The sequence below is a fragment of the Streptomyces sp. AK010 genome, from assembly GCF_014207295.1.
Lineage (GTDB): Bacteria > Actinomycetota > Actinomycetes > Streptomycetales > Streptomycetaceae > Streptomyces > Streptomyces massasporeus.
Map to the genome: position 1 here is coordinate 210,084 of NZ_JACHCX010000008.1, position 25,546 is coordinate 235,629.

At 72.2% G+C, this 25,546-nt stretch carries 21 protein-coding genes and 2 pseudogenes; 15 read left to right on the forward strand and 8 right to left on the reverse strand.

Annotation, left to right across the window (positions count from 1 at the left end):
* The first annotated feature begins 161 nt into the window (after positions 1–161).
* Positions 162–2,177 carry a HEAT repeat domain-containing protein gene (locus HDC93_RS18040; protein ID WP_185011931.1) on the forward strand — a complete coding sequence of 672 codons (2,016 nt, stop codon included), beginning with the start codon at positions 162–164 and terminating at the stop codon, positions 2,175–2,177.
* A gap of 3 nt (positions 2,178–2,180) precedes the next feature.
* Here HDC93_RS18040 and HDC93_RS18045 read toward each other — a convergent pair whose 3' ends face one another.
* Entirely contained in the window at positions 2,181–2,765 is a 585-nt protein-coding gene (locus tag HDC93_RS18045) for a hypothetical protein (RefSeq protein WP_185011932.1), read from the reverse strand.
* Between the two features lie 201 nt (positions 2,766–2,966).
* On the opposite strand from HDC93_RS18045, the gene HDC93_RS18050 reads away from it, so the two are divergent.
* The 4 genes from HDC93_RS18050 to HDC93_RS18065 all read left to right on the forward strand — a co-directional run bounded on the left by HDC93_RS18050 (position 2,967) and on the right by HDC93_RS18065 (position 6,906).
* Positions 2,967–4,124, forward strand: coding sequence for a sialidase family protein (locus HDC93_RS18050; protein ID WP_185011933.1), 1,158 nt, complete (start codon positions 2,967–2,969; stop codon positions 4,122–4,124).
* An 87-nt stretch (positions 4,125–4,211) separates the two neighbouring features.
* On the forward strand, positions 4,212–4,889 hold the full coding sequence (locus tag HDC93_RS18055; protein WP_185011934.1) for a uracil-DNA glycosylase: 678 nt from the start codon (positions 4,212–4,214) through the stop codon (positions 4,887–4,889).
* Entirely contained in the window at positions 4,886–5,872 is a 987-nt protein-coding gene (locus tag HDC93_RS18060) for a BadF/BadG/BcrA/BcrD ATPase family protein (RefSeq protein ID WP_185011935.1), read from the forward strand. The genes HDC93_RS18055 and HDC93_RS18060 overlap by 4 nt, the downstream gene beginning before the upstream one ends.
* Positions 5,873–5,982: 110 nt before the next feature.
* Positions 5,983–6,906 (forward strand): sirohydrochlorin chelatase, encoded by a 924-nt coding sequence (locus HDC93_RS18065; protein ID WP_185011936.1) that lies wholly within the window; start codon positions 5,983–5,985, stop codon positions 6,904–6,906.
* A 153-nt stretch (positions 6,907–7,059) separates the two neighbouring features.
* Here HDC93_RS18065 and HDC93_RS18070 read toward each other — a convergent pair whose 3' ends face one another.
* Positions 7,060–8,094, reverse strand: coding sequence for a lactonase family protein (locus tag HDC93_RS18070; RefSeq protein WP_185011937.1), 1,035 nt, complete (start codon positions 8,092–8,094; stop codon positions 7,060–7,062).
* 666 nt (positions 8,095–8,760) lie between these two features.
* Positions 8,761–10,251, reverse strand: coding sequence for an FUSC family protein (locus tag HDC93_RS18075; protein WP_185011938.1), 1,491 nt, complete (start codon positions 10,249–10,251; stop codon positions 8,761–8,763).
* 198 nt (positions 10,252–10,449) lie between these two features.
* On the opposite strand from HDC93_RS18075, the gene HDC93_RS18080 reads away from it, so the two are divergent.
* The 5 genes and pseudogenes from HDC93_RS18080 (at position 10,450) to HDC93_RS18100 (ending at position 13,300) form a co-directional block, all read left to right on the forward strand.
* Positions 10,450–10,926, forward strand: a complete 477-nt coding sequence (locus tag HDC93_RS18080) for an Lrp/AsnC family transcriptional regulator (RefSeq protein ID WP_185011939.1) — start codon at positions 10,450–10,452, stop codon at positions 10,924–10,926.
* Between the two features lie 19 nt (positions 10,927–10,945).
* The gene (locus HDC93_RS18085) at positions 10,946–11,641 is read left to right on the forward strand and encodes an HAD family phosphatase (protein ID WP_185011940.1); all 696 of its coding nucleotides are present in this window, start codon (positions 10,946–10,948) and stop codon (positions 11,639–11,641) included.
* A gap of 235 nt (positions 11,642–11,876) precedes the next feature.
* Positions 11,877–12,053, forward strand: coding sequence for a hypothetical protein (locus HDC93_RS18090; RefSeq protein WP_185011941.1), 177 nt, complete (start codon positions 11,877–11,879; stop codon positions 12,051–12,053).
* A gap of 35 nt (positions 12,054–12,088) precedes the next feature.
* Positions 12,089–12,394, forward strand: a pseudogene (locus HDC93_RS18095) (glycosylase); the annotation flags it as partial.
* 141 nt (positions 12,395–12,535) lie between these two features.
* Positions 12,536–13,300 carry a DUF4142 domain-containing protein gene (locus HDC93_RS18100; protein ID WP_185011942.1) on the forward strand — a complete coding sequence of 255 codons (765 nt, stop codon included), beginning with the start codon at positions 12,536–12,538 and terminating at the stop codon, positions 13,298–13,300.
* A gap of 48 nt (positions 13,301–13,348) precedes the next feature.
* Here the strand turns inward: HDC93_RS18100 and HDC93_RS18105 are convergent, their stop codons facing one another.
* Positions 13,349–14,146: a LysR family transcriptional regulator substrate-binding protein gene (locus HDC93_RS18105; RefSeq protein ID WP_185011943.1), complete on the reverse strand. Its 798-nt coding sequence runs from the start codon at positions 14,144–14,146 to the stop codon at positions 13,349–13,351.
* A gap of 58 nt (positions 14,147–14,204) precedes the next feature.
* On the opposite strand from HDC93_RS18105, the gene HDC93_RS18110 reads away from it, so the two are divergent.
* From HDC93_RS18110 to HDC93_RS18120, 3 genes are all read left to right on the forward strand, one after another.
* A complete protein-coding gene (locus HDC93_RS18110; RefSeq protein WP_185011944.1) occupies positions 14,205–14,588 on the forward strand; it encodes a DUF5997 family protein in 384 nt (127 codons plus the stop codon).
* Positions 14,589–14,789: 201 nt separating this feature from the next.
* A complete protein-coding gene (locus tag HDC93_RS18115) occupies positions 14,790–15,314 on the forward strand; it encodes a hypothetical protein (RefSeq protein ID WP_260419624.1) in 525 nt (174 codons plus the stop codon).
* An 808-nt stretch (positions 15,315–16,122) separates the two neighbouring features.
* The gene (locus HDC93_RS18120; protein ID WP_185012004.1) at positions 16,123–16,611 is read left to right on the forward strand and encodes a hypothetical protein; all 489 of its coding nucleotides are present in this window, start codon (positions 16,123–16,125) and stop codon (positions 16,609–16,611) included.
* Here HDC93_RS18120 and HDC93_RS38475 read toward each other — a convergent pair.
* A complete protein-coding gene (locus tag HDC93_RS38475) occupies positions 16,577–17,086 on the reverse strand; it encodes a hypothetical protein (RefSeq protein ID WP_260419625.1) in 510 nt (169 codons plus the stop codon). The genes HDC93_RS18120 and HDC93_RS38475 overlap by 35 nt on opposite strands.
* A 329-nt stretch (positions 17,087–17,415) precedes the next feature.
* On the opposite strand from HDC93_RS38475, the gene HDC93_RS18130 reads away from it, so the two are divergent.
* Positions 17,416–18,639: a GAF domain-containing protein gene (locus tag HDC93_RS18130; protein WP_185011945.1), complete on the forward strand. Its 1,224-nt coding sequence runs from the start codon at positions 17,416–17,418 to the stop codon at positions 18,637–18,639.
* Positions 18,640–18,738: 99 nt separating this feature from the next.
* Positions 18,739–20,256, forward strand: coding sequence for an aldehyde dehydrogenase (adh, locus tag HDC93_RS18135; protein ID WP_185011946.1), 1,518 nt, complete (start codon positions 18,739–18,741; stop codon positions 20,254–20,256).
* A gap of 272 nt (positions 20,257–20,528) precedes the next feature.
* Here adh and HDC93_RS18140 read toward each other — a convergent pair.
* The 3 genes and pseudogenes from HDC93_RS18140 to HDC93_RS18150 form a co-directional block, all read right to left on the reverse strand.
* A pseudogene (locus HDC93_RS18140) lies at positions 20,529–20,666 on the reverse strand (IS3 family transposase); the annotation flags it as partial.
* A gap of 154 nt (positions 20,667–20,820) precedes the next feature.
* Positions 20,821–22,362: a GGDEF domain-containing protein gene (locus HDC93_RS39340; RefSeq protein ID WP_185011947.1), complete on the reverse strand. Its 1,542-nt coding sequence runs from the start codon at positions 22,360–22,362 to the stop codon at positions 20,821–20,823.
* A gap of 58 nt (positions 22,363–22,420) precedes the next feature.
* A complete protein-coding gene (locus HDC93_RS18150; protein ID WP_185011948.1) occupies positions 22,421–25,210 on the reverse strand; it encodes a response regulator in 2,790 nt (929 codons plus the stop codon).
* Positions 25,211–25,546: the final 336 nt, after the last annotated feature.

Genomic DNA, 25,546 nt, shown 5'->3' on the forward strand with positions numbered 1-25,546 from the left:
CCCCGGGTGGGTCGGCCGGGTCGGCGCGCCGGGGCCGGGCCGACCCGAACTCAAGCCATCGTGCGCACAGTTCGCGCACCGTCATCGCCCGATTCCGCTTCGTTGTCGGTGCCGTGGTGCAGACTCCCCGTCAGTTGGCAGTTCGCCTGGGGGAGGACACCGTGTTCAGGGGGATCGACGAGGTCGACTGGGCCTCGCTGCGCCATGCGTACGGCAGCGCGGAGGACGTGCCGGGACTACTGCGGGGACTGGCCTCCGCCGACCCGGTCGAGCGACAGACCGCGCTCGACGGGATGTACGGCGCGGTGCACCACCAGGGCGGGGTCTACGACTCGACACTCGCCTGTGTTCCGTTTCTCCTCGCGCTCGTCGGCCGTGAGGAGGTGCGGGACCGGGCGGAGGTGGTGGACCTTCTCGTCAGCATCGGTGACTTCGACGGCGCCCCCGATGGTCCCGCGGCGAGCGCCCGGGACGCCCTGCGGGCGCGTGGGGACGTCTTCGAACGGCTCGCGGGGGACGCGGACCCCGGCGTGCGCCGGGCAGCCGCAGGGGCGCTGGTGCGGTTCCTCGACCGGCCGGCGCGCGTGCTCGACCTGGTGCGGGAGCGGATCACCGTGGAGCGGGACGAGCGGGTGCTGCTCGCCCTGGCGGAGAGCCTCGGCCTGTTCGCGCGGCGGTACCGCCCGGCCGATGCCGCCCACACCGCCGAGGCGGTGCGCCTGCTGACCGAGCTGAGCGGGTCCCCTCACGGCCCCGGCCTGAGGCTCGCCGCGCTCGGTCAGCTCGCGGGGTGTGCCGAGGACCGGCTCCCCGCCGATCTCGTACCGACCGTCGTCCGCCTGCTCAGGGACAGATCCGAGCAGCGGGGCCGAGCGGGGCACCCGTACGACGGTTCCGGCCCGGACACACTCGCCGGCCGGCTGCGGCGGCTGCGCCCCTCGGACGAGGAGGGGGCCCGGCTGCTGCGGACCCTGCACGCGGCGCTCGGCAGCCGGGTGCCCGACCGGGTCGCCCTGCTGTGCGGGCAGTTGACCAGCCCGGATCCCCTCGACCGGTGCAACGGCGTGTGGATGTCGGCCGGGCTGATCCGTGAGTGGCGTACCGGCCATGCGGAGCCGGTCGTCCTCATCGGCAATCAACTGGACTCGAAGGAGGGCAGGTTGCACGACGCGGCGGTCGCCGTCCTGGTGGAGCTCCTCGCACTGGCCGCGCCCGCCGCCGGCCCTCTCCACGTGCTGGTGACATACCGTCCCGAGCTCCGGATACGGCACGCAGAGCGGGGGGCGCCGGCCCTGGGGGGCCCGCTCAGGGCACTGGCTGGTGCCGGGGACGCGCGGGCCGTGCCGCTGCTGGCGGAGGTGCTGGCGGGCCCGGTCGTCCCGAACGATCTGGGGCTGGTGATACCCCACTTGGGCGGCGCGGCCGTTCCGCTCGCCCCGGCGCTGCGGCGACGGCTCGCCCGGGTGCCGCTCGACGCGTCCGACGTGCGCGAGCGGGCCGTTCCCCTGCTGTCGGCCCTCGCCGCTCTGGGCGACGTCGAGTCCGTGCCCGCGGTGCTGCGTCTGCTGCGGGGCATGCCGGACGGTGTGCGGCAGCGCGATGCCGTCACCGCGGCGGCGGTCCGTGCCCTCGGCGTGCTCGGCGGAGCGGCGCGCGAAGCGATACCGGAGCTGCGCGGGCTGCTGGGGACCGACAGCGCGGTCACGGCGGCCGACGCGCTGTGGTCGGTCACGGGCGACGCCACCGCCGTGCTGCCCGTACTGCTGCGGGAGCTGTCGGACCCCGGGAGCGGTCAGCGACCCCATGCCGCGGCCGTTCTGGGGCGGTTGGGCGCGGCGGCGCGTCCGGCCCTGCCCGGGCTGCGCGAGATGGCCGCTTCCGGCGACGCGTGGACGCGGGCCACGGCCGCGTGCGCGGTGTGGCGCACGGCCGGGGAACCGGAGGGGTTCCTCCCTGTCCTGCGCTCCGCATGGGTGGAACACCCCCGCACGCGCACAACCATCGCGCAGTGCGTCTCGGCGCTGGGGCCCGCTGGAGCACCCCTGCATGACGTGATCCGGGCGGAGCTCGCCGCCCCCCGGCGGCATCGCAGCGACTCCGGCGGCCATCGCATAGGCGAGGACCTGGCGTTGCTGCGGACGTGCCGGGAGGCGCTGGCCGGGCAGGGGCACCCGTAGGCCTCACCCGGCCGTACGCCCCCACATCGGGCCGAAGCGGGACCACTCCACGTCCCACTGGTCGAGGCGGCGGCGCTCCAGGCGGCGGCGGAGGCCTCGGCCGGCACCCAGCGGGACGACAGCGGCGCACAGGCCCGACACGCCGCCGATCAGGGAGGCCCGTACGCGGGCCTGGGGCTCGGTGACGGGCCGGGTGACCTGGCGGCCCTCGGGGTCCGTCCACACGGTGACCGGGGCGCCGGCGGCGCTGCCCGCCGGAACCCGCAGCTGGCCGGAGTGCTCGGCGCCGTCCGCGGCGGTCCACCGCGCCGTGGCCCACACCTGCTCGGCCCGGGACACGTGGCCGTTCTCGGAGGCCGTCCCGGGAGCGCGCTCGGCGAGCCGTGCCACGAGCGGGCGCCGTTCGGCCCGTTCCCGGGCCAGCCCGTCCTCCACGGAGCGGCTCACCGCCGTCCCGGCCAGCACCCCGACGAAGAGGGTGAGCAGCCACACGCCCAGGACGACCCAGGCCTCCACCCTGTCGGCGCGGCGCCTGAGCGGATTGCGCCGCCAGCGCCACAGCCACACCCTCGGACCACGTAACGCCATCGAAGGCCTCCTCCTCACGAGCCCACGACCATCCCGCCGCCCTCCCCATACGGACGGCGGCGCCTGGATGCTCAGTGCACCTACCCGACGTGACGCTCCCCACGGGCCGGTGCCCTGCGGGTGCGGCCCGCGGGAGACCGCGCCCACAGCGTCGACACCCCCGCTGACCTGCGCCGGACCCCTTTCCGGAGGTGACTGTCAGTGGTCGGGTGCAGACTGGCCGGTGTTCGGGACGAAGGCGTCAAGGACGACGCCGCGGAGGTGATCGGCATGACCGAGGTACTGCTCGCCGTGGGCACGCGCAAAGGCCTGTTCATCGGGCGCCGTCGAGGTGGTGGCGCCTGGGAGTTCGACGAGAGCCCCTACTTCAACGCGCAGGCCGTGTACTCGGTCGCCATCGACACCCGGACCGGCACCCCGCGGCTGCTGGTGGGCGGCGACAGCGCGCACTGGGGCCCGTCGGTGTTCCACTCCGACGATCTCGGCCGGACCTGGACCGAACCGGCCCGCCCGGCGGTCAAGTTCCCCAAGGACACCGGGGCGTCCCTGGAGCGGGTGTGGCAGCTGCACCCGGCCGCCGCCGAGCCGGACGTGGTGTACGCGGGCACCGAACCGGCGGCGCTGTACCGCTCGGAGGACCGCGGGGAGACGTTCGAGCTGGTCCGGCCGCTGTGGGAGCACCCCACGCGGTCGAAGTGGGTGCCGGGCGGTGGCGGTGAGGGCCTGCACACCGTGCTCACCGACGCGCGCGACCCGAAGGCGGTGACGGTCGCCGTCTCGACCGCCGGCGTGTTCCGCACGCTGGACGGCGGCGCGAGCTGGGCGCCTTCCAACTCGGGTGTCTCGGCGGTGTTCCTGCCCGACCCGAACCCCGAGTTCGGCCAGTGCGTGCACAAGGTCACGCGGGACGGTGCCACCCCGGACCGGCTGTATCTGCAGAACCACTGGGGGGTGTACCGCAGTGACGACGCGGGCGCGCACTGGACGGACATCGGCGAGGGCCTGCCGTCCACGTTCGGGTTCGCGGTGGCGGCGCATCCGCACAGAGGCGACACGGCGTACGTGTTCCCGATCAACGCCGACGCCGACCGGGTCCCGGCCGACCACCGGTGCCGCGTCTACCGGACGGCGGACGCAGGCAAGAGCTGGGAGCCGCTCTCCGCGGGGCTGCCCCAGAAGGACCACTACGGCACGGTGCTGCGCGACGCGATGTGCACCGACGACGCCGACCCGGCGGGCGTCTACTTCGGCAACCGCAACGGCGAGGTGTTCGCGTCGGCGGACGACGGCGACAGCTGGCAGCAGCTCGCCTCGCATCTGCCGGACGTGCTGTGCGTGCGTGCCGCGCTCGTCGGCTGAGGCGCGGACGGGGCGGGGGGCGAGCGTGCGCACAGGCGTTGGCCACCGGTTGATCGCCGCTGCCCGTACGGCAGTAGGGTGACGCCCGTGGCACCACGACCCTTGCATGAAATCGTCGAAGCGGGCTGGGCGAAGGCCCTGGAACCGGTGGCCGAACGCGTCGCCGCGATGGGGGACTTCCTCCGCGCGGAGATCGCCGCCGGACGCACCTACCTCCCGGCCGGGGCGAACGTCCTGCGGGCCTTCCAGCAGCCCTTCGACGACGTACGCGTCCTGATCGTCGGTCAGGACCCGTACCCGACTCCGGGGCACGCGGTGGGGCTGTCGTTCTCGGTCGCGCCCGAGGTGCGGCCGCTGCCCGGCAGCCTCATCAACATCTACCGCGAGCTGAACGCCGACCTGGGGCTCCCCCAGCCGTCCAACGGTGACCTGACGCCGTGGACGCAGCAGGGCGTACTGCTGCTCAACAGAGCCCTGACCACCGCCCCGCGCAAGCCCGCCGCACACCGCGGCAAGGGCTGGGAGGAGGTCACGGAGCAGGCGATCCGGGCCCTGGCGGGGCGCGGCAAGCCGCTGGTGTCCATCCTGTGGGGCCGTGACGCCCGCGATCTGCGCCCGCTCCTCGGCGATCTGCCCTGCGTCGAATCCGCCCACCCCTCCCCCATGTCGGCCGACCGGGGCTTCTTCGGCTCCCGTCCGTTCAGCCGGGCCAACGACCTGCTGATCCGCCAGGGCGGCCAACCGGTGGACTGGCGCCTGCCGTGACCGGGGTGTCGGAGGGTTCCGGGTTCCTCGCCGTGGACTCCGGCGGTTCCGGGCTCCGGGCCGTGGTGGGGACCGCCGAGCGCGGTCCGCTCGCCCGGCGGGAATCCCGTGAGCCGGTCCGCACCGGCGAGCGGGGCATCGACCCCGAACACTTCATGGCGCGACTCGTGCCGTTGGTGCGCGCGTTGACCGCCGAGGCGGGGGCGGTGCCGCTGACCACCGTCGTCGTCGGCGCGACCGGGCTGGCCTCGCTGGGGGACGGGCTGCGCGCCGAACTGCCGGGCGCCCTGGCCCGGGAGTGGGGCGTGCACAGGGTCGCACTGGCCGCCGACGCCGTGACCGCGTATGTGGGTGCCCTCGGGCCACGCCCCGGTGCCGTGATCGCCGGCGGGACCGGACTGATCGCGATCGGCACCGATCTCACCGGCTGGCGGCGGGCTGACGGCTGGGGGCATCTGCTCGGCGACTGCGGAGGCGGTGCGTGGATCGGGCGGGCCGGTCTCGAGGCCGCGCTGCGCGCCCACGACGGGCGTGAGGGCGGCTCTGCGGGGCTGCTGGCCTGCGCCGAGGAGGTGTTCGGGCCCGTGGCAGGGCTGCCCGGAGCGCTGTATCCCCGACCCGACCGGCCGGCCGTGCTCGCCTCGTTCGCGCCCCGCGTGGCCGCCTGCGCGGACGAGGACCCCGTCGCGGCGGGCATCCTGCGTGCGGCCGCCCGGCACATGGCCGACTCCGCGGCGGCCGTGTGCCCCTCCGGCGGCGCGTCGTGCATCGCCGTCACCGGCGGCCTGTTCAAGCTGGGCGAGCCGTTGCTCGGCCCTCTGGACGAGGAATTGAAGCGGCGGCTTCCGCAGGTGCAACGGGTTCCGGCCGAAGGTGATCCCCTGCACGGCTCGGTGCGCATGGCTGCCGGACTGAGCAGCGGTTCGCTCATGCTGCCGAGTGACGGGACGATGCTGTCCGTGACCACCCGTTCGGGTGGTTGATCCGTGCGCTTCCCGTCCGTACGTAACTCATCAGACAAAACAGGACGGATACCGCTCACCTGCACCCTCCCCGAACAGGGGAACCCGAGAAGCCAGTAACATGCGGCGCCATGAGTTCCCCCACTGGGCCCGCGGATGGCCTGCCTGTACGAATGCCGCGCCCCCGCCAGCCCGGACGGCATCGCCGTCCCGAGCCGCTGGTTGCTCCCGAGGGCGCGCCCGCGCTCGTCCTCGCCGTGCCGGGGACGCCCAGTAGCGCCACGCGCAGCCTCGCCGAGGAGGTCGTGAGCATCGCCCGCTCCGAGCTGCCCGGCCTCGACGCCCGCATCGGTTACCTCGACGGGGACAACGCCGAATTCCCCTCGCTGCAGGCCGTGCTCGTGCACACCGCCGAAAAGCGCACGGCCCGTTTCGAGCAGGCCCGCGCCGCCGGCATGGACGTCAAGATGCCCGACGGTCCCGTCGCCGTCGTCGTGCCGCTGCTCGCCGGGCCGGACAGCGCGCTGCTGCGCCAGGTCCGCCAGGCCCTCATGGAGAGCCGTGTCGCCGCCGAGTTGACCGATGTCCTCGGCCCGCACCCGCTGCTCGCCGAGGCGCTGCACGTGCGGCTGTCCGAGGCCGGTCTGGCCCGTGCCGACCGCGCCCGGCTGTTCACCGTGGCGACCGCCGCGGACGGCATCGTCCTGGCGTCGGTGGGCGGTGACGAGGCCGTGCAGGCGGCGGGGATCACCGGCATGCTGCTCGCCGCGCGCCTCGCCGTGCCGGTGATGGCCGCGGCCCTGGACCAGGAGGGCTCCATCGCCTCCGTCGCCGAGCAGCTGCGCTCCTCGGGCTCGCAGCAGCTGGCGCTGGCGCCGTATCTGATCGGTCCGGAGATCGAGCCGGGTCTGATCGAGGAGGCCGCGAAGGAGGCGGGCTGCTCCGCCGCCGAGTCGCTCGGCCCCTACCCGGCGATCGGCAAACTCGCCCTGGCCAAGTACACGACGGCGCTGGGCATCGCGCCGCAGCAGGCGCAGAGCACGCCGGCCCGCTGACGCGAGGCCCCACCCCCGACGGCGAAGGCCCGCTCCGGTTCGGAGCGGGCCTTCGCCGTCGGGGGTGGGGCTCATGGGCGGAGTCCCGGGCCGGCCGGATGCGGGCGCGTTCGGTCCCGTGGCCCTCGGTCCTCAGCCCTCACCACTCAGCCCTCAGTTGAGGACCACGCACGAGGCCGCCGTCACCCGGATCGAGCCGCCTCGTCGCGGGACGCCCGTGACCGGATCGACTGCGAACCACGTCACGTCGCCGGAGCGCTCGTTGGCGACATACAGGGAGCCGCCGGAGGCGGTGAGGGCGCGCGGCCAGTGGCCGCCGCAGTGGACCGTGGTGACGAGCCGCAGCTCCTCGCCCTCGGTGCCTTCGACGGCGAGCACGGACAGGACGTCCTCGCCGCGGGTGGCGGTCCAGACGAAGCGGCCGTCGGGCGAGGCGACGATGCCCGAGGGGTAGGCGTCGCGCGCCGGTGCGCCCGGCAGCACCGGGGTCTCGGACAGCGGCGTCAGCACGCCCGACGCGGCGTCCCAGCGGCAGACGGTGACGGACGGGCTCAGTTCGTTGACGACGTACGCCCGCGAGCCGTCCGGGTGAAAGGCGAGGTGGCGCGGTCCCGAGCCGGGGCGCAGGGCGGTCTCCCGGTGCAGGGCCAGGGCGCCGTCCGTCAGGGTGCACACCCGTACCGAGTCCGTGCCGAGGTCGACACTGACGGCCCAGCGGCCGCTCGGGTCGGGCTGCACGTGATGGGCGTGCGGCGCCTGTTGGCGGGGAGTGTGCGGCCCCGCGCCGCTGTGTCGGAGCACGCTGGAAGCGGAACGCGCGAGGGCGCCGTCGGGGCGGACGGGGACCGCGGTGACGCTGCCGGAGCCGTAGTTGGCGGTCAGGACGTGGTCGTCGAACAGGCCGAGGTGGGTCGGGCCGCTGCCGCTGACCGGCACGGGCCGCCCGGCCGGCACGGGTTTGTCCCCGTCGACCCGGTACGCGGCCACCGCGCCGTCGGCCGTCTCACTGACCGCGTAGAGCGTCCGCCCGTCGGGCGCGAGGGTCAGGCAGGAGGGGTCCTGCACGGCGTTCACGCTGCTCAGCACGGTCAGCGCGCCGCTGCCGGGGTCGACCTCCGCGGTCACGATACCGGGGCCGCCGGCCGCCGTGAACGACCCGATGTACGCCCGCCGCCCGCCGTCCGCCACCGCTGTCCCCTCTCACCCGCGCCGCCCGGAATGACCGCGCAGCCGATCATGCAAGGTCTAGACCAGGCGGTCAAGGGTGCTTCGCCCGCCTGGACCCGTGCCGGACGCGGTGGGTACCGGCAGAACGGGTTGGCCCGGCCCGCCGGGGCAGGCTCGGGCCACGCCCGGAGCGGGCCGCCGGAACAGGCTCGGGCCACGCCCGGAGCGGGCCATAAGAGTGCACCAGCCGGCGGCATACACGCCGGAGGGGCTGGCCGGCCACCGGGCGCTCGGATGCCCCGCGGCCGACGCGTCGGCGTGCACAGCCCAGCGGTCAAGTCACCCGAAACCCGCCACGGGCCGCGCGGACGTGCCTCGCCTGGCGCCCCCAAGCACGTGCACAGCCGAGCAGCCGAGTCACCCGAAAACCCGCAGCGGCCACGCGGGAGTACCCCGCCAGGCGCCCAGCCCGTGCACAATCCAGCGGCCGACTCACCCCAGGCCCGCTGTGGGCCAGGCGGGAGTGCGCCGCAAGGAGCGCCGCCAACCCGCGCAGAGTGCCGGTCAGCTCGGGGCAGAGGTGCTCCCCGTCCCGCCCCCTCCGGCCGTCACACTGCGGGAGGACGGGCCCCGTCGGACAAACCGCCTCCGCCGCCGTCTGCGCCCGGGCCTCGCGGGGCGCTTCCGTCAGGCGCCCACCAGAGGCGAGCCCGACGGTGTGCGCAGGGGGCGGGCCAGTTCGGACAGGGCGCGTTCCAGGCCGTGCAGGTGGGCCAGGGCCGGTTCCGCGTGGGGTGGTCCGTCCGCGTGGACCGCGATGTCCCTGCCCTCGGTGAGGGCCTCGACGGCGGCCTCCACCCGTCCGCAGGCCACGGCCAGACGCGCGTCGTGGGAGGCCTCCGGGTCGGCGGCGACCGCGACCAGGCCGCGGACCTCCCGGGCGCAGTCGTCGAGGAGGGCGAGCACGTGCCGGGCCCGGCGCTTGCGGCCGAGCATCGGGTTCAGCGGGTGCACGAGCGGGGCGACCGAAAGCCGTACCCGGGCGAGGAGCTGCTCCAGCTCCGCCACCCGCGGGGCCGGATCGGCGTCCGCCGCACCCGCCAGCCGCCGGGCGGTCTCGACGGCGCAGGCGTGCACACAGCCCAGGGCCCGCCGGATCCAGGCGTCGGTGACGCTGTGGGTGGTGACGGGCAGGACGAGGATCACGGCCAGGGCGGCGCCGAGCGCCCCGACGCCGGTCTCGGCGAGCCGCAGGGCGAGCAGCCCGGGGCCGAGCACGCCGAGGAGGCCGTAGAGCAGGCCGGCGAGGAGGGTGACCCAGAGCATCATCCAGGTGTAGGACACGGCGGCCGTGTAGAAGATGCCGAAGACGCAGACGGCGGCGAGGGCGGCCGTGACCGCCGGGTCGCCGTGCACGGGCACCGCCACGAGCAGGCCGAGGGCGATGCCGATGACCGTGCCGAGCAGCCGCCGGAAGCCGCGGACCAGGGTCTCGCCGCGCGAGGTGGTGTTGACGAAGATCCACCAGGTGGCGCCGACGGCCCAGTACCAGCGCTGCCCGGACACCAGCTGACCCACGACGAGCGCGAAGCCGGCCCCGGCGGTGGCCTGGATCGCCTGCCGGGTGGTGACCCGGGCCAGGCCGGTGCCGCCCGGCGGTGCGGGCACGGCGGGCGGCGGCAGGCGGCGCTCGTAGCACCACAGGCCGAAGCGCACCGCGGCGGCGGCGAGGACGGACAGCAGGACCGCGGCGTACAGCTGGGGAAGCTGGTCGGTGGTGGCGTGCAGGAACTGCGCGACGAAGAAGGTCATGAACGCGAACACGCCGAGGCTGTGCCCGCGCGGTCCCCAGCGGCGCGCGTACACGCCCGCGCCGACCACGGCGAGGAAGGTGAGGTCGCGGGCCAGCGGGTGGTCGTGCAGCTCGGCCGCGGCGGTGAGTACCGGCAGGCCGACGGCGGGCAGCAACGCGGTCGTGACCGCCTGGCCGCGGACCGTGGTGTCGGTGACGGTGAACAGGGCGAGCAGGGCGGCGAGACCACCTGTGACGGCACCCGCGAGGGAGTGCCCGGCGAGGCCGCACAGGGCGACCGCGAGCGCGATGCCGAGCACGGCCCGCGCGCCGAACCGCAACCTCGTCCGCCCCGGATCCGGAGCCATGAACACCCTCTTCAGCACCGCTTACCGCCCCTTTCGCAACACCGGCCATGAGTACGCATGAAAAAGGCGCCGCGGAGTCCGCAGCGCCATCGACGCGTCCATATCAGCATCCTGGGGGCCACTGGCTCAACCGGCTTCTTCTAGACTGTGCCATTGGCGCAGCCGGAGGGGCTCGGGGACGGCCGCGGCAGAGCCAACGGACGAGGAGGACGCGTCATGCCCGTGGACGAGCTCGACACCCGCATCCTGCGGTTGCTGCTGGAGCAGCCGCGCACGAGCGTGCGCGAGTACGCCCGGATCCTCGGCGTCGCCCGGGGCACACTCCAGGCCCGGCTCGACCGGCTGGAGCGCGACGGCGTGATCACCGGCACGGCCCCGGCCCTCTCCCCCGCCGCGCTCGGGCATCCGGTCCTGGCGTTCGTGCACATCGAGGTCACCCAGGGGCATCTAGACGAGGTGGGTGACGCGCTGGCGGCGGTGCCGGAGATCGTGGAGGCGTTCTCGATCACGGGCGGCGGGGATCTGCTGGCCCGGGTCGTGGCGCGGGACAACGCACATCTGGAGGACGTCGTCCAGAAGCTGATCAGCATGCCCGGGGTGGTGCGCACCCGTACCGAGGTCGCCCTGCGCGAGCGCGTCTCGCAGCGGATGCTGCCGCTGGTGGAGTCGATCGGGCGGTCGGCCCGGGGATGATCTTTGAGAGCATGGCCCCATGAGCATGCTCCATGGAATATCGGTCATCTTCGATCTCGACGGAACCCTCGTGGACAGCGAGCCGAACTACTACGAGGCGGGCCGCCAGACGCTGGCCGACCACGGCGTCCCGGACTTCACCTGGGCGGACCACGAGCGGTACGTCGGCATCAGCACACAGGAGACCGTCGCGGACTGGAAGGACCGCTACGGCCTGCCCGCCTCGGTGGACGAACTGGTCGCCGCCAAGAACCGCCGCTATCTGGAACTGGCCCGCGGCGCCACGCGCGCCTACCCGCAGATGCGCACGTTCGTCGAACTGCTGGCGGCCGAGGGCGTGCCCATGGCCGTGGCCTCCGGCTCCTCCCCCAAGGCCATCGCCGCGGTGCTGACCGGAACCGGACTGGACGCGCACCTGCACACCGTGGTCTCCGCCGACGAGGTCGCACACGGCAAGCCGGCGCCGGACGTCTTCCTGGAGGCGGCGCGCAGGCTCGGCGCGGACCCGTCCGACTGCGTCGTACTGGAGGACGCCGCCCCGGGCGCCGCCGCCGCGCACGCGGCCGGCATGCGGTGCATCGCGATCCCGTACGTCCCGGCACAGGCGGACGCACCGGAGTTCGCCACGGCGGCACTGCTTCTGCCGGGTGGCCAGGGGGAGTTCACGGCACGATCCGCGTACGACTGGCTGGTGAACTCGGCCGGCCTTTCCTGAACTGGCCGCTCCCGACCCGTTGACGCTCCCGCGTCCCCTCCCTAGGGTCTGGTCGATCATCCGCACGGCGTTAGATATATCGAACACTCCATGACCCGTGAGCACCGTGGACCCGTGGACCCGTGGACCCGTGGACCCGTGGAGGAGCACACATGGCACGGCCCCTCTCCAGACGATCCCTTCTTCAGGCCGCGACCGCCGTCGCGGGCGGCTTGCCCGGCACCGGTGAGAGGCAGTGCGACAGATCGCCGGACAGTCCGGCGTCGCGGTACAGCCCCACCTTCAGGTACGGGCCGCTGCGGCTCCGGCCGCGGTCTGCGACGCCCCGTCCGCCTGGACCGTCCGGCCCTTCGGGCTGGAGGACGTGGGCCTCGGGCAGGGCGCCCAGAAGTTCTTCGCCGAGGTGCGGTAAGGCTGCTCGCCGGGGTCCGGCTCAGCTTCAGCATGACGCTGGACGGGACCGAGTGGGCGCCCTTCGCCGAGGGGACGGAGGGTCCGACGCACGCCTACTTCCACCGCGCCGAACCGAAGGTCGGGTTCGGCCGCCGGGACTCGGGCGTCGCCAGCCCGGCGAGGTCCGGCGGCGCCACGCTGCTGGACGAGATCTGGGCCGGGGCGCCGTTCCGGGACAAGGGGGCGCTGGTGACGCGGGTGCGGTCCACGGTGGACACATGGGTGACCGCTGAACTGCTGAGCAGGGCGGACGGGGACAAGGTGGTGGCGACGGCGGGAGCGGCTTCGTACGAGCCCTGAGCGCCCACCTGCCCGGCCGGGCGTGTGCGGCGTCCGCGGCGGGCGCCCACCCGCCCGAACTTTTTTGCGGCGGGAGTGATTGTTTCGCCTCTGGCGTCCGTACCTCTTGGTGTTGGGCCGGTTGACATTCCAGGAGGCACGATGCGCATCTCGCGCAGCACGGCAGGAACCGCGTTCGTGGGCGGTGCGTTGATCCTTACACTGACCGCGCTCGCCTACCCGGGCATGCTGGGCATGCAGAACGCGGCTTCCGGCCAGGACCGGATCATCGCCAACACCCAGTGGGGTCCGCTGACCGAGGCGGACCGCGACTTCGTGGTGCGCGTGCGCGCGGCCGGACTGTGGGAGTATCCGCTGGGGCAGCTGATCAAGGAGCGGAGCACGTCGCCCGAGATGCAGGAGGTCTCCAAGCACCTGCTCGTGGGGCACGGCCGGCTCGACGCGGGCTGCCGCAAGATCTCGACGGACCTGGGCATCACTCTGCCGAACGAGGCGTCGCCGCAGCAGCAGCAGTTCGTGGCGACGGCCGAGGGCAGCACCGGCAGGGAGTTCGAGTCGACGGCCGTCACCATCATGCGCGTCGCGCACGGGGGCATCTTCCCGACGATCGCCAAGATCCGGGCGACCACCCGGAACAGCCTCGTGCGGGAGCTCGCCGACACGACCAACGACACCGTTCTCGACCACATCACGGTCCTGGAGAAGACCGGCCTGATCAACCAGGAGCAGGTCAGCTTCCAGATCACCGCCCCGCCCAAGCTGCCCCAGGAGCAGACGACACCGCCGCCGCCGCAGCAGGGTGCGCCGGTACGCGTGCTGCCGGTCCCCGAGGAGCTGAAGGATTTCCAGACGGTTGCTCCCAACCCGTCCTACGGCGCACCGGCACCGTCTCCGTCGGCGGGCTGAGCCGGGTACGACATCCCCGGGGGCGCGGTCCGCTCGCGTCCCCCGGTCCTACGAACGGCGGCGGGGCTTGCCGCGCCGGTCGTTCTTGGCGGCTCCGCGCCCGCTCTTCCCGGTGCGCTTCGCCCCGGCGGACCTCCCGGCCGCCGCCTTATTGGGCGCCGCCTTTCCGGGCGCCGGCTTCCGCCGGGCGCCGCCCCGGTCCGCGTCCGCGGACTCGCCCCGGGCGGGGGCCTGCTGACGGCCCCGGGTGCTGTTGACCGTGCGGCCGCGGACGATGCCGATGAAGTCCTCGATCAGGTCCGTCTTCGCGTCCTCGGGCCAGGCCAGGGCCACGCTCGACTCAGGGGCGTCCTTGAGGGGCCGGTGGGTGAGGTCCTTGCGGTGGTGGAGGCGGGCGAGCGACAGCGGGACGACGAGGACGCCGATGCCCGCCGCGACCAGCTCGACGGCGTCGGCGGTGGTGGCCGGCCGTTCGAACGCCGGCCGCCCGGGGAGGCTCTCCCAGTCGAGGACGTCGTCGAGGGGGTGCAGCACGATGTCGTCGGCCAGATCTTCCGGCGCGACCTCGTCGACGGCGGTGACCAAATGGTCCTTGGGCACGACGACGACCGTCTGCTCGGTGTAGAGGGGGATCGCGCTGAAGACCTCGCGATCCACGGGCGTACGGACGAGGCCCGCGTCGGCGTCCCCGCCCAGCAGCCGCTCGGCCGCCGCTCCGGGGGGTACCTGCGTGAGGGTCAGGGGGACGTCGGGCTGCCGTTCGTTCCAGATGCGCACCCATTTGTCGGGCATCACCCCGGGGACGTAGGCGAGCCGGAACGAGGGAGTTGCATCCGAGCCTGTCACCCGGCCAGGTTACCGGCCGTGGTCGGAGGTCGTGCACACGCTCGATACGCTGGTCCGCATGACGTCGCACCAGAGCACCCAGACGATGAAGCCCGCGACCGCGGCGAAGAAGCTGGGTGTGTACCTCGAGGCCACACCCGCCGAGTTCCGGGAGGGTGCCGTCTCGCGAGCCGAGCTGAACAAGCTCCAGGCGAACCCGCCGCAGTGGCTGCAGGACCTGCGGCTCAACGGCCCGCACCCCCGGCCCGTGGTCGCCGCGAAGCTCGGCGTCTCCATCGCGGGCCTCGCCCGCGCGGGTGTCACCGAGCCCCTCACCACCGAGCAGATCGAGACACTGAAGCAGGAAGAGCCCGAGTGGCTGGTGCGGGAGCGCGCCACCCAGGCGGAGGTCCGCAAGGAATCGGCCCGGATCAAGAAGAAGAACGCCGAGCGTCAGGCCTGACCCCGGGCACCCCGCACTCTTCGGACGGCCCCCACCGGATGATCCAGTGGGGGCCGTCCTTGTTTTCTGGGTGCCTCTGGCCGCCGTGTGGCCTCGGTGAAATCCCTCGGCCATGTCTTGACATGGCGAGGGGCGATCCGTAGCTTGGCCGGCTATTTGGATTCGTGAAGGGCATTCACGAATATGAACTGAGGACCACCGATGCCGGATAGCCGAGGCCGCATCGACATGCGGCTCCGCCGCGTGCGCCGCCTGACCGCCACCCTCGCCGTCTCAAAGCTCCTGGCGAACACCACCAACTTCCAGGACGGCAACGCCGGGATGTACCTCACCGGCCCGTACAACATCTCCACCTTCGACACCGCGCTCGGCAAGGACAAATACGAAGTGCTGCCGGCCCCCTCGGGTCCGGCCGGCAACAACGACGTGCTGGCCGACGGCGGGAACATCTCCTTCGGCGCCCGGACCGGCAAGACGAAGCAGGAGCAGACGCTCGCGGCGTTCCTCGTCTCCCCCGAGGGCCAGGAGCTCGCCATGACCGGCGACCACCAGCCCGTCGTGCGCATCCCGGTCAACTCCGCGCTCGACGCGGCGAAGGTGCGCCACGGCCCCGCTGGAGCGTGGTGCAGAAGGCGTACGAGACCGCCTCCGCGCAGTTCCCGCCGACGTATCCCGGTGTCTACGTCGAAGAGCTTCCCAGCAGCACCCGCACCATCTCGACCCTGACCACGTCGGTGACCGCCTTCGTGGGCCACACCCGCCGCGGCCCGCTGAACGAGCCGGTGCGCGTCACCAGCTGGTGAACGGCGCAGCCGACGGCGCTCCGGGCGCCCAGTCCCCGCCCGGCGTGTGGGGCAACGGGCTGCGGGTCGCCGTCGACCACGACTGTCCTCGGTGGACTCCAGCGTGACGCAGGCGGCCCGGCCGCTGCCGGCCTTGACGACCCGGACGATCACGGCAAGTTCCCCCGTCGTACCCGTGCGGTTCGGTTCGCACAGGTCAAGCAGCGCGCTTGTGACTCCTGATGGTCAAGCGCCCAACCCACCTTCTTCGGTGCTGAGTTGACCGAACAAGACGGGTTCTGGCCGGCACGGAGAGAGGTTTCGTGAAGGCAACGTTCCCGGGTCCGCACATCGCGCCCGCGCGCCGCCGTGAACCGGTCCACCGGTTAACACCTCCCGCGCGCCGAGGGGCCGGTGGCACGGACGGCAGGCCTGCGAGACCCGCATGTACGGCCGCACGCCCCGGCACTCCTCGAGTTCTCCCCGAGTCGCACACACCCTTCGGTGGCCGATTCCCTCGGGGCGGCATGGATGCGCACGAAGTTGATCGCGGCCTTACGGGACGCACCTTCGAGTGCCCTCTTTCGATCGGGACATGCCCGACCCAAACGCCAGACCGCGCCACCCCTTCCGGCCCGTAGAAACATCTACGAGCATGGCTACGGCCGTGCGGCACGCGGAACCCCGCGGGTCACCGGCCCGTGTCCAGCACGCGCCCGACCGCGGCGCCGTCGACTGTGCCTGGGGTGGCCATGCAGAGCGTCATGTGGAAGCAAGCCGTCGAGTGGCTCGCCGCGGCCGCCACGGACCCCCAGCAGTGCAAGCGGGAGTGGGACTACGGCGCGGGCACGGTGCTCGTGGAGTCCGGGCGGTACTGGGACGTGCTCAGCGTCCCCGACCGGCTCGGGCTGCTCGCGCTGGACCTCCTGTGGCGCGACCCGCTGAGGGTGCCCGGCCCCACCCTGATGGACTGCGCGGCCCGCAGAGTGGGGTTCTTCCTGCCGCCCGATCCGGTCAGCGAGTGGGTCGGCTTCGGGGTGCGGCACGTGGGCCGGGGATCCTGGGTCGCCGTGCCGCCGCCGTACCGGCCCGCCGGTCGCCTGGAGTGGCTCGTGCCGCCGGACGGAACCGGCACCCTGCACATCCCCGGCACGCTCGAGGCGGCTCTGCGGGAGGCCAGCGGAACCCTTGCGGTGCTGGCGCCGGTCAGCGCGGAGCCGGTGGCGCCGGACGGCTGGTGAGGCGGGCGCCTGACGAGGGCACCGTCGCCGCGGGGGGACGGCCGGGGCCGGGGCGGGTGCCCGCGGGGCCGACCTGGCCCGGGTGCCGGCCGGCGGCGGGGTGGGGAGTTATGGCCGAGTGGGGGGCGACGGCCGGGTAAGGAGCGGCGGGCTGGTGGGAACCGCCCACCGGGTGAGACGCGGCGGGTGAGTGAGGACTTGGGGCCGTGCGGGGGCCACCGGGGACGACCGGGCCCATGTGCCGGCCGGCGGCCCATGAGGTGACGGCGGTCCAGGTCTCGCTCTCGGCCGGCGCGGCGAAGGAGACCCACTGGCCGTCGCGGTGCTCCGGGACCGTGTGGCCCCGCGCCTCCCACTCGGCGACCAGGGCCGCGTAGATCGGCGGATGTCCCGCGTACCCGCTGGTGAGTTCGGCGTACGAGCGGGGCGCGGCGTCGTTCCCCGGAAGGCGCCGGGCCGTCTCCGTGCTGTCCATGCCAGGGGAACGCGGCGCCGCACACCGGTGGCACGCGGGCCGGGCCCCGTCCGTCGGGTCGAGTGAACCCGTCACCCGTACGGCGGCACGCGCGCACCGGACAAACATCCAGTCAGGCGGTCGCCCGTTCAGAGGTGGGGACGTTCCCGGCCACACGGCGGTTCCAGGCCAACCGGCTGCCCCCGGCGGCCTCGTGTCGCCCCTGGCCGCCCTCTGGCCTCCTCATGAGGAACAGTTTCGCCGGGTCCGACGGAGTTCTCGACCGGGACGGGCCTGTCCGGTCAGACTGACCTCACGCCGACAATCCGGTACGACGCCAGGGAGAGGCCATGTCACAGCGCCCTGACCTCCGGCAGCGCAGGGCCGTGCTGGAGCACGAGTGGTCCCGCTGGGTGCCGAGGCTGAGCGTCCCGGGCGCGCGGCCGGGCGGCACCGCGACGCTGCGCCACGAGGTGACCGAGTCCTGGGCGCGTTCGCTGGGCAGCGTGGACCCGGCCCGGGACAGCGCCCCGGTCACCGACGGCGGCCAGGTGCACCAGCGCTGGACGTCCTCACCGCTGTACCGGCCGGTCTCCGCCCTCGCCGGGGAGCTGCACAGCATCGCCGAGGAGGCCGGGTTCGTCACGGCGGTCACCGACGAGTCGGGCACCATCCTGTGGACCTGTGGCGGCCCCACCATGCGGCGCCGGGCCGAACAGGTCAACTTCGCACCGGGCGGCCGCTGGGACGAACAGGCCATGGGCACCAACGCGCTGTCCCTCGCCCTGCGCACCGGCCGCCCCAGCTCCGTCTTCTCGGCGGAGCATCTGGTGTCGGCCCTGCACGGCTGGGTCTGCTACTGCGCCCCGGTGCACGGCCGGGACGGCCGCGTCCTCGGCGTACTGGACCTGTCCACGACCTGGGACCAATCACACCCCCTGGCCATGTCGACCGTACGGACACTGGTGTCCAGCATCGAGGCCCGCCTCACCACACAGGAACCCGGTACGGGACACCTGCGGCTCAGCTGCCTGGGCGTCGAGCGGGCCGTGCGGGACGGACGGCAACTGCACGTGCGTCCACGCCAGTTGGAGATCCTCGTCCTCCTCTCCCTCGAACCCGGGGGGTTCTCCGCGGAACGATTGCGCGCGGCCCTGTACGGCGACCGCCCGGTGACGTCGTCGACCTTCAAGGCGGAGATCTCCCACCTGCGCCGCGTGCTGGGCGGCGCGATCTCCCCCCGTCACTACACCCTCACCGATCCCGTGTCCTGCGACGCCGCCGACGTCCTGCGCGCACTGGAGCAGGGCGACACGGACACGGCCCTGCGCCGTTACGGCGGCCCGCTGCTCCCCCGCTCCGAGGCCCCCGGCATCGAGGAGTGGCGCACGCGCATCGAAGTGGCGGTACGCGACGCCGTGCTGGTGAGCACCCGCCCCGAGCACGCCCTGCGCTACGGCGAACGGGCCCCGTACGACACGGAGGTCCACGAGCACGCGCTGCGGCTGCTCGGCCCAGGCGACACCCGCCGGGCGATCGCGCGGGGCCGGCTCGCGACGGCCCTGAGCGGCTGACGGGCGCCGGGTGCGGCACGGCGCCAACCTTGCGCCAACCTCCCGGGAGCACAGTGAGGGCGTCGCAACCCGCCCCGCACTTCACCGAGGAGAGCCGCCATGGTGTACGCGCAGCCAGGAACCGAAGGCAGCATCGTCACCTTCGCCCGCCGCTACGACAACTTCATCGACGGCGACTGGACAGCGCCTGTCGAGGGCCGCTACTTCGAGAACCCGACGCCCGTGACCGGCAAGGCCTTCTGCGAGGTCGCGCGTTCCACGGCGGCCGACGTCGACCTCGCACTGGACGCCGCGCACCGGGCGGCCGACCAGTGGGGCCGCACGTCCACGACGGAACGCGCGAACATCCTCAACAGGATCGCGGACCGCATCGAGCAGAACCTGGAGAAGATCGCGGTCGCCGAGACGTGGGAGAACGGCAAGCCGGTCCGCGAGACCCTGGCCGCCGACATCCCGCTGGCCGTGGACCACTTCCGCTACTTCGCCGGAGTCGTCCGCGCCCAGGAGGGCAGCATCGCGGAGATCGACGCCGACACGGTCGCGTACCACTTCCACGAGCCGCTGGGCGTGGTCGGCCAGATCATCCCGTGGAACTTCCCCATCCTCATGGCCACATGGAAGCTCGCCCCCGCGCTGGCCGCGGGCAACTGCGTCGTCATCAAACCGGCCGAGCAGACCCCGGTCAGCCTGCTTTATGTCATCGACCTGATCGCCGACCTGCTCCCGCCGGGCGTGGTCAACGTCGTCAACGGCTTCGGCGTGGAGGCGGGCAAGCCGCTGGCGTCCAGCCCGCGCGTGGCGAAGGTGGCGTTCACGGGTGAGACGACCACCGGCCGCCTGATCATGCAGTACGCGAGTGAGAACATCATCCCCGTCACCCTGGAACTGGGCGGCAAGAGCCCGAACATCTTCCTGCCCGACGTCATGGCCGCCGACGACGACTTCCTGGACAAGGCGGTCGAGGGCTTCGTGATGTTCGCCCTCAACCAGGGCGAGGTCTGCACCTGCCCGTCGCGCGCCCTGATCCATGCCTCCATCTACGACGACTTCATGGCCCGCTGCGTCGAACGCACCCGGGCCATCGTAGGCGGCGACCCGCTGGACCCGGCCACCATGATCGGCGCGCAGGCGAGCAACGACCAGTACGAGAAGATCCTTTCCTACCTCGACATCGGCAGGAAGGAGGGCGCCGAGGTCGTCACGGGCGGCAACCCCCGCGCGGTGCCGGGCCTGGAGGGCGGCTACTACATCGAGCCGACCATCTTCCGCGGCACCAACGACATGCGGATCTTCCAGGAGGAGATCTTCGGCCCGGTCGTCTCGGTCACGACGTACGACTCGGTCGACGAGGCCCTGAAGACAGCCAACGACACCCTGTACGGCCTCGGAGCCGGCGTCTGGACCCGCGACGGCAACACGGCCTACCGCCTGGGCCGCGAGATCAAGGCGGGCCGCGTCTGGACCAACTGCTACCACGCGTACCCGGCCCATGCGGCGTTCGGCGGCTACAAGAAGTCGGGGATGGGACGCGAGACGCACAAGATGATGCTGGACCACTACCAGCAGACCAAGAATCTTCTGGTGTCGTACTCGCCGAAGAGGCTGGGCTTCTTCTAGACACAGGCGGAAGGGCGCCTGACCGGGCAGACACCCCCGGGCGCCCTTCGTGTAGCACAGCTCCGGGCCGAGCCCGGGCCAACGCGCGGCCGTCGCTGCATCCTCTCGGGCTCTCCATCACCGCACGGAGTCCTCGATGAGACGGTTCGTGAGGGGCCTCGCGCTTTCCGGACAGGCTTCTGACCGTCTATGTCACGCGGCGATTCGCGACTTCTCGTACTCGGCGTGGACTTCGCGCGGAGGGCGGTAACCCACCGCCGAGTGGAGGCGTTTTCCTTCGTGCAGCAGTCGATGACCGTTGCGAGGTACAGCCAGCCTTCCCCGGTCGCGATGCAGGTGATGTCACCGACGAGTTTCCCGCCGGGCGCATCCGCGGTGAAGTCGCGGCCGACGAGGTCCGGCACCTGGCCGGCCGCAGCCTGCGTGGTGGCGCCGCTTCTTTCTCGTTTCCCTGTTCAGGACAACCCTATTGGGTGCCTGTCCGGAAGCATCGTGGTCCCTCATCGCGTGCTGACGTCCTGGGCGAGGAACTCGGCGTGGTCGCGGCGCACATCACTGCGACCGTCATGGGCTTTCGAAGAACACGGCCTGGTTCTTGCCCGCGGTTTTGGCTCGGTACAGGGCGATGTCGGCGTCCCGCAGCGCTTCTGCCGGCGTGGTCGGCCTGGTGATGCTCCGTGCTCCGATGCTTGTCGTCACCCGGACCGAGCGGCCATGGTCGAGGATGAACGAGTCCATGAAGGAGTCGAGGATCCGCATGGTGTAGTCGCGGAGCGCGCCGGCGTCCACGCCCACCGCGAGGAGTGCGAATTCGTCTCCGCCGATCCTGGCGACCGTGTCCTGCTCACGGACCCTGGCTGTCAGCCGCCGGGCGACGTCGATGAGCAGTTCGTCACCGGACGGGTGGCCCAGGGTGTCGTTGACCTCCTTGAAGCCGTCGAGATCGAGCATCAGCAGCGCGGCGGGGAAGGATGCGGTGCACCGGCTGAGAACAGACTCCAGACTCTGGTTCAGCAGCGCTCTGTTGGCCAGCCCCGTCAGTGGGTCGTGGGTCGCCTGATGGCTCAGCTGCTTCTGGAGCTCTTCCTGTTCCCGCAGTGACGCCGCGAGGTAGTGGGCCTGTGTCCGGGCTTCGATGGCCCTGCTCTGGGCGTACCGGGCCAGGAACGCGATGCGCAGCACCAGCAGCAGCGAAAGGGTCGCCAGCATGCCGACGATCACCGTGATGTTCACGGGCTGGCCCCGGATGCCTCCGACATTGGCCAGCACGATCACCGGCCCCACCAGGATGAGCGCGATCAGGATCGACAGTCGTTTCCGGGGCATCCTCTCCTTGCCGTCCGACAGGCGTGTCGGCCAGCCGACGGAGGGGTGCAGCGCCGCAGCCCCCAGCAGGAGGGACGACACCATCCACCCCGCCTCGGACACGTCCTCAGCGATCGCGGTCCCTGTCGTGGCCATGGTTCCGTAGTAGAGGCCGTCTGCGGCGAGGAGGACCAGAAGCCACCCGGTGCACAGAAGAATCGAAGGGGTGCGCTTGCCGGTGGTGAGCATCAGCCGGGCGGCCACGCACAACAGCACCAGGTCGGCGACGGGATAGGCGACGGACACCACGAGCGGCCACGCAGACAGCTCGCTGCGCAGGTAGGGGGCGATGATGAACGCCCATGACAGGATGCCGAACCCCAGCGTGACGATTCCCGCGTCGAGCCACCCCGCCCAGTGCAGGCGGCGAGTGTACTGCCGGGCCAACGTCACCAGCCCGGCGGCGAACAACAGGTAGCTGCCGAGGTAGAGAAGGTCGGCCACACCCGGGAACGGAACCTCCGCGTCGTGCACCTGGTACAGCCCCCAGATCGCGTCCGCGACCGCGAACGGTGCCATGGCCGCCGCGAAGAGGAGCCACGGAAGGATCGATGGCGGCCTGTTCCTGATCACTCCCCACGCGATCGCGAAGACGACTGAGGCGGGGATCAGTACGGGCAGCATGTACCGCGCCGTGGAGGAGGTGACCAGATAGATGATGATCAACACGGCCCCTGCTGCCGCGTACAACCAGGCCGTCGCATCACGGCGGACGGGCAACTGGACGTCAAGCTTGCCCACAGGCTCTCCTTCCCTCCGGCACGTACGCCCGCCCGGGGGGCGATGTCCGAGCGGCTCGTCAGCCGGGTTCGTGGCCTGGAGGGCGGGAGCGCACCGTGCCGAGGGTGCGACAGGTCCGGTCGAGTTCCTCCTGGAGCCGGGGAGCGGTCTCGGCCAGTGACGCCGGCTCTCCGGACCGCGCGTGCTCTTCCAGTTCCTGGCAACAGGCGGCGAGGCTCACGGCCCCCACGTTCCCGGCGGCGCCTCTGAGGCTGTGAGCCTGGTCTGCGATCTCCTGCGCGTCGTGGCGGCCGAGCGCGTGGAAGAGCGCGCTGGTCATCTCGGGGGCCCGGACGAGGAAGTGGTCCACCAGCCTGTCGACCAGTTCGCGCTCGGCGGGGCTGCCGGCGCCGCGCAGTTCGTCCAGCCGCTGCTCGATGGAGACTCGGAGGCCGTCGTTGCCCGTCCGCGGTGGGGTGGTGGGGTGGACCCAGCGCGCGAGGGCTTGTTCCAGCTCGTCGGCGCTGACCGGTTTGGAGACGTAGTCGTCCATGCCCGCGGCCATGCACCGTTCCCGGTCCTCGGCGAGGGCGCCTGCGGTCATGGCGATCACCGGCAGGTGCCCCTGGTCGCCTTCCCGGCGGCGCAGTTCACGGGTGGCGGTGTAGCCGTCCATCCGCGGCATCTGGCAGTCCATGAGCACGGCCTGATAAGCGTGCTCTTCGGCCATGAGCAGGGCTTGGGCGCCGTCGGCGGCGATGTCCGTGCTGTAGCCGAGCCGGGTGAGCAGGCCCTGGGCGACCATCTGGTTGATCTCGTTGTCCTCGACCAGCAGGAGACGGCCCCGGTGGGCCTGCTGGGGTGCGGGGGGGCTCAGCGCTGCCGGGGCGGTCGCTGCCACCGGCGATGTCCGGATGGCGAGTTCGACCAGGGCCTCCAGGAGTTGGGTCTGGCGGACGGGCTTGGACAAGCTGCGGGCGATGCCGGCCGCTTGCAGCTCGGCGGCGGGCGGCTGGGCGCCGGAGGTGAGGAGCAACAGCTGTACGCGGGCGAGCCTCTGGTCTGTGGTGATCCGGCGGGCGAGTTCCAGACCGTCCATGTCGGGCATATACATGTCGACGATGGCGAGGGTGAAGGGACGGCCTGCGGCCTCTGCCTCGTGCAGGGCCACCAGGGCCTGAGGGCCGCCGGCGACCATGGTCGGCCCGATGTGCCATCTGCGCAGCTGCGCGTCGAGGATCAGCCGGTTGGTGTCGTTGTCGTCGACGACCAGGACCCGCATCCCGCGAAGGACGTCGGAGTGCGGCGGGGCCGGGGGTGGTTCGGGGGCGTCGGGAGCGCGAACGGGTACGCAGAAGGAGAAGGTGCTTCCCTGGCCCGGCCGGCTGGTGACGCCGATGGAGCCTCCCATGGCCTCGGTGATCCTGCGGCAGATGGCCAGCCCCAGGCCGGTGCCACCGTAGCGGCGGGTGGTGGAGGCATCGGCCTGGGAGAAGGCGTCGAACATCCGCTCCTGGTCGGCCGCGGCTATGCCGATGCCCGTGTCGGCCACCTCGAACCGCAGCCATGGCGCCCGCTCTGCCGGCGGCCTGGCCGGGGCCGGGCGGGCACGGAGCACGACCTCGCCGGATTCGGTGAACTTCACCGCGTTGGACGCCAGATTGAGCAGGATCTGCCGCAGTCGGCCGGAATCCGCGAGAACCATAGCGGGCAGGTCGGGATGGCAGTCGCTGAGCAGTTCCAGGCCCTCGGCCTGCGGGGTCTGCGCCACCAGCGAGACGACCTCCTCCACCAGCACCTGCGGGCTGACGGGGACCTCGTCCAGTTCCAGCTTGCCGGCCTCCAGCTTGGAGAAGTCGAGGATGTCGTTGATCAGCGTCAGCAGTGCCGTGCCGGCGCCATGGATGCCCTCGGTGTACCGCCGCTGCTCGGCATCCAGTTCGGTGCCCAGCAGCAGCTCGCTCAGTCCGATGACGCCGTTCATGGGGGTGCGGATCTCGTGGCTCATGGAGGCCACGAACTGCGACTTCGCCTGGGATGCGGCGATGGCCTGGTCGCGGGCCTCCGCCAGAGCGGCCTGCGCCTGATTGCGCTCGCTGATGTCACGGATGAAGGCGTTGAAGCAGCGCGCCTTCGCCGACTTCAGCCTCCACACCGCCAGTTCGATGGGGATCTCATGACCGTCGTGATGACGGGCGGTGAGCTCGACCTGACCGCCCAGCAGATCGGACTCTCCGCCGGCCAGCACGCGTTGCAGACCGGCCCTGTGCGCGGCGTGGTACCGCTCAGGAATGATCGTCTCCGTCAGCGGACGGCCCATCGCCTCGTGGTGGGTGTATCCGAACAGCTTCTCAGCGCTCAGGTTCCAGTCGATGACCAGCCCGTCCTCGTCGATGGAGACGAAGGCGTCCCGGGCGGTCTCGATGACCGACCGTGCCTGATCCTGCAACAGCCGCAGCGCTTCCTCCCTGCGCCGCTGTCCCTCCGCCTCACGGATGAACCCGCGCACTTCGAGCGGCTCGCCTGCGGGGTCCCGCACCACCCAGCACGTCGTCTCCGTCCACATCAGGTGCCCGTCGGCATGTCTCAGACGCAGACAGACCGCCACCCGGCCGTCGCGCAGCAGATCGCGTTCGGCCCACTCGAATTCCTCCGCATCGGCCGGGTGGACCCAGGACTTCACCGAGGTCCCCACGATCTCCTCGGCCGGTCGGCCCAGCAGTTCCTGCCCCGTGGCGGACACTTCCCGGTAGACGCCTTCCAAGGTCCGGCGGAAGACCATGTCCGAAGAGTTCTTGAGCAGCAGCCGAAATCGTTCCTCGTCGTCCGCCGCATACTGCCTCGGCGTGGGTGTCGACTCCGGTTCCATCGTCCGCCTCCACATGTCAGGCGCGGCCATGAGGCGTGGCCGGGACCACCGAACAGACCGGTCACGACGGTTTCGGTGCGGCGCGTGCGATGACGGCGATCAAGCGATCCGGTCGTCGGACATATCAAGCAAAGAATGAACCCCAGAAGATCGCAAATTGAGCAAGTGGAGGTTGAAAGGGTTACGGTCTGTCCTCCATTCGGGGTGCCCGGCCACGGGGCACCCGCCTGCCTGCCTTCGCTTCCCGTGACGGCCTTCTGACGGCGCCCCACCCCTCGGATGCGAGGCCACGTCGTCGTACCCACGGCGGGGCCCGGCCGACGACTTCGACCGCGC

Excerpts from the sequence above, each read along its gene's own strand:
- HDC93_RS18115 (WP_260419624.1), top strand. The coding sequence starts at position 14,790 with ATGCCGGATAGCCGAGGCCGCATCGACATGCGGCTCCGCCGCGTGCGC.
- HDC93_RS18065 (WP_185011936.1), top strand. The coding sequence starts at position 5,983 with ATGAGTTCCCCCACTGGGCCCGCGGATGGCCTGCCTGTACGAATGCCG.
- HDC93_RS18080 (WP_185011939.1), top strand. The coding sequence starts at position 10,450 with ATGCCCGTGGACGAGCTCGACACCCGCATCCTGCGGTTGCTGCTGGAG.
- HDC93_RS18150 (WP_185011948.1), bottom strand. The coding sequence starts at position 25,210 with ATGGAACCGGAGTCGACACCCACGCCGAGGCAGTATGCGGCGGACGAC.
- HDC93_RS18110 (WP_185011944.1), top strand. The coding sequence starts at position 14,205 with ATGACGTCGCACCAGAGCACCCAGACGATGAAGCCCGCGACCGCGGCG.
- HDC93_RS38475 (WP_260419625.1), bottom strand. The coding sequence starts at position 17,086 with ATGGACAGCACGGAGACGGCCCGGCGCCTTCCGGGGAACGACGCCGCG.
- HDC93_RS18045 (WP_185011932.1), bottom strand. The coding sequence starts at position 2,765 with ATGGCGTTACGTGGTCCGAGGGTGTGGCTGTGGCGCTGGCGGCGCAAT.
- HDC93_RS18100 (WP_185011942.1), top strand. The coding sequence starts at position 12,536 with ATGCGCATCTCGCGCAGCACGGCAGGAACCGCGTTCGTGGGCGGTGCG.
- HDC93_RS18085 (WP_185011940.1), top strand. The coding sequence starts at position 10,946 with ATGAGCATGCTCCATGGAATATCGGTCATCTTCGATCTCGACGGAACC.
- adh (WP_185011946.1), top strand. The coding sequence starts at position 18,739 with ATGGTGTACGCGCAGCCAGGAACCGAAGGCAGCATCGTCACCTTCGCC.
- HDC93_RS18130 (WP_185011945.1), top strand. The coding sequence starts at position 17,416 with ATGTCACAGCGCCCTGACCTCCGGCAGCGCAGGGCCGTGCTGGAGCAC.
- HDC93_RS18120 (WP_185012004.1), top strand. The coding sequence starts at position 16,123 with ATGCAGAGCGTCATGTGGAAGCAAGCCGTCGAGTGGCTCGCCGCGGCC.